Source organism: Streptomyces javensis (assembly GCF_039525925.1).
GTDB classification, from domain to species: Bacteria; Actinomycetota; Actinomycetes; order Streptomycetales; family Streptomycetaceae; genus Streptomyces; species Streptomyces asiaticus.
The window spans coordinates 1,930-5,087 of record NZ_BAAAIF010000175.1; the positions used below are offsets into that span (position 1 = coordinate 1,930).

Here is a 3,158-nt window from a genome sequence, read left to right on the forward strand (position 1 = left end):
TTCTTGAGAACTGCACAGTGGACGCGAGCATCTGTGGCCAAGTTTTTAAGGGCGCACGGTGGATGCCTTGGCACCAGGAACCGATGAAGGACGTGGGAGGCCGCGATAGGCCCCGGGGAGCTGTCAACCGAGCTGTGATCCGGGGGTGTCCGAATGGGGAAACCCGGCAGTCGTCATGGGCTGTCACCCATACCTGAACACATAGGGTATGTGGAGGGAACGCGGGGAAGTGAAACATCTCAGTACCCGCAGGAAGAGAAAACAACCGTGATTCCGGGAGTAGTGGCGAGCGAAACTGGATGAGGCTAAACCGTATGTGTGTGATACCCGGCAGGGGTTGCGCATGCGGGGTTGTGGGTTCGTACTTCAGTCGTCTGCCGGCGGCTGGGTGAGTCAGAAATTGTTGATGTAGGCGAAGGGCATGCGAAAGGCCCGGCGTAGAGGGTAAGACCCCCGTAGCTGAAACGTCAGCAACTTGCTTGTGCGATACCCAAGTAGCACGGGGCCCGAGAAATCCCGTGTGAATCTGGCGGGACCACCCGCTAAGCCTAAATATTCCCTGGTGACCGATAGCGGATAGTACCGTGAGGGAATGGTGAAAAGTACCGCGGGAGCGGAGTGAAATAGTACCTGAAACCGTGTGCCTACAAGCCGTGGGAGCGTCGCGCAGGGACTTGTCCTTGCGTCGTGACTGCGTGCCTTTTGAAGAATGAGCCTGCGAGTTTGCGGTGTGTTGCGAGGTTAACCCGTGTGGGGAAGCCGTAGCGAAAGCGAGTCCGAATAGGGCGGTGTAGTAGCGCGCTCAAGACCCGAAGCGGAGTGATCTAGCCATGGGCAGGTTGAAGCGGAGGTAAGACTTCGTGGAGGACCGAACCCACCAGGGTTGAAAACCTGGGGGATGACCTGTGGTTAGGGGTGAAAGGCCAATCAAACTCCGTGATAGCTGGTTCTCCCCGAAATGCATTTAGGTGCAGCGTCGTGTGTTTCTTGCCGGAGGTAGAGCACTGGATAGGCGATGGGCCCTACCGGGTTACTGACCTTAGCCAAACTCCGAATGCCGGTAAGTGAGAGCGCGGCAGTGAGACTGTGGGGGATAAGCTCCATGGTCGAGAGGGAAACAGCCCAGAGCATCGACTAAGGCCCCTAAGCGTACGCTAAGTGGGAAAGGATGTGGAGTCGCAGAGACAACCAGGAGGTTGGCTTAGAAGCAGCCATCCTTGAAAGAGTGCGTAATAGCTCACTGGTCAAGTGATTCCGCGCCGACAATGTAGCGGGGCTCAAGCGTACCGCCGAAGTCGTGTCATTGCAGCATGTGGTCTAACGATCGCTGTGATGGGTAGGGGAGCGTCGTGTGCCGGGTGAAGCAGCCGTGTAAGCGAGTTGTGGATGGTTCACGAGTGAGAATGCAGGCATGAGTAGCGATACACACGTGAGAAACGTGTGCGCCGATTGACTAAGGGTTCCTGGGTCAAGCTGATCTGCCCAGGGTAAGTCGGGACCTAAGGCGAGGCCGACAGGCGTAGTCGATGGACAACCGGTTGATATTCCGGTACCCGCTTTGAAACGCCCAGTATCGAATCCTCTGATGCTAAGGCCGTGAAGCCGCCCTGGAGCCTTCGGGCAAAGGGGAGTGGTGGAGCCGCTGACCCAAGGTGGTAGTAGGTAAGTGATGGGGTGACGCAGGAAGGTAGTCCAGCCCGGGCGGTGGTTGTCCCGGGGTAAGGGTGTAGCCCGAGGGGTAGGTAAATCCGTCCCTCGTTAAGGGTGAGACCTGATGCCGAGCCGATTGTGGTGAAGTGGATGATCCTATGCTGTCGAGAAAAGCCTCTAGCGAGTTTCATGGCGGCCCGTACCCTAAACCGACTCAGGTGGTCAGGTAGAGAATACCGAGGCGTTCGGGTGAACTATGGTTAAGGAACTCGGCAAAATGCCCCCGTAACTTCGGGAGAAGGGGGGCCATTGCTGGTGATCACCCTTGCGGTGTGAGCTGGTGGTGGCCGCAGAGACCAGCGAGAAGCGACTGTTTACTAAAAACACAGGTCCGTGCGAAGCCGTAAGGCGATGTATACGGACTGACGCCTGCCCGGTGCTGGAACGTTAAGGGGACCGGTTAGCTCTGATTCGTCGGGGCGAAGCTGAGAACTTAAGCGCCAGTAAACGGCGGTGGTAACTATAACCATCCTAAGGTAGCGAAATTCCTTGTCGGGTAAGTTCCGACCTGCACGAATGGCGTAACGACTTCTCGACTGTCTCAACCATAGGCCCGGTGAAATTGCATTACGAGTAAAGATGCTCGTTTCGCGCAGCAGGACGGAAAGACCCCGGGACCTTTACTACAGCTTGATATTGGTGTTCGGTTCGGCTTGTGTAGGATAGGTGGGAGACTGTGAAGCGCTGACGCTAGTTAGTGTGGAGTCGTTGTTGAAATACCACTCTGGTCGTGCTGGATGTCTAACCTGGGTCCGTGATCCGGATCAGGGACAGTGTCTGGTGGGTAGTTTAACTGGGGCGGTTGCCTCCTAAAGGGTAACGGAGGCGCCCAAAGGTTCCCTCAGCCTGGTTGGCAATCAGGTGTTGAGTGTAAGTGCACAAGGGAGCTTGACTGTGAGACCGACGGGTCGAGCAGGGACGAAAGTCGGGACTAGTGATCCGGCGGTGGCTTGTGGAAGCGCCGTCGCTCAACGGATAAAAGGTACCCCGGGGATAACAGGCTGATCTTCCCCAAGAGTCCATATCGACGGGATGGTTTGGCACCTCGATGTCGGCTCGTCGCATCCTGGGGCTGGAGTCGGTCCCAAGGGTTGGGCTGTTCGCCCATTAAAGCGGTACGCGAGCTGGGTTTAGAACGTCGTGAGACAGTTCGGTCCCTATCCGCTGTGCGCGTAGGAGTCTTGAGAAGGGCTGTCCCTAGTACGAGAGGACCGGGACGGACGAACCTCTGGTGTGCCAGTTGTTCTGCCAAGGGCATGGCTGGTTGGCTACGTTCGGGAGGGATAACCGCTGAAAGCATCTAAGCGGGAAGCCTGCTTCGAGATGAGGGCTCCCACCCACTTGATGGGTTAAGGCTCCCAGTAGACGACTGGGTTGATAGGCCAGATATGGAAGCCGGGTGACCGGTGGAGTTGACTGGTACTAATAGGCCGAGGGCTTGTCCTCAG

At 57.0% G+C, this 3,158-nt stretch carries 1 rRNA gene; it reads left to right on the forward strand.

Annotated elements, in window-relative coordinates:
• The first annotated feature begins 35 nt into the window (after positions 1–35).
• Positions 36–3,156, forward strand: a 23S ribosomal RNA gene (locus ABD329_RS47230).
• Positions 3,157–3,158: the final 2 nt, after the last annotated feature.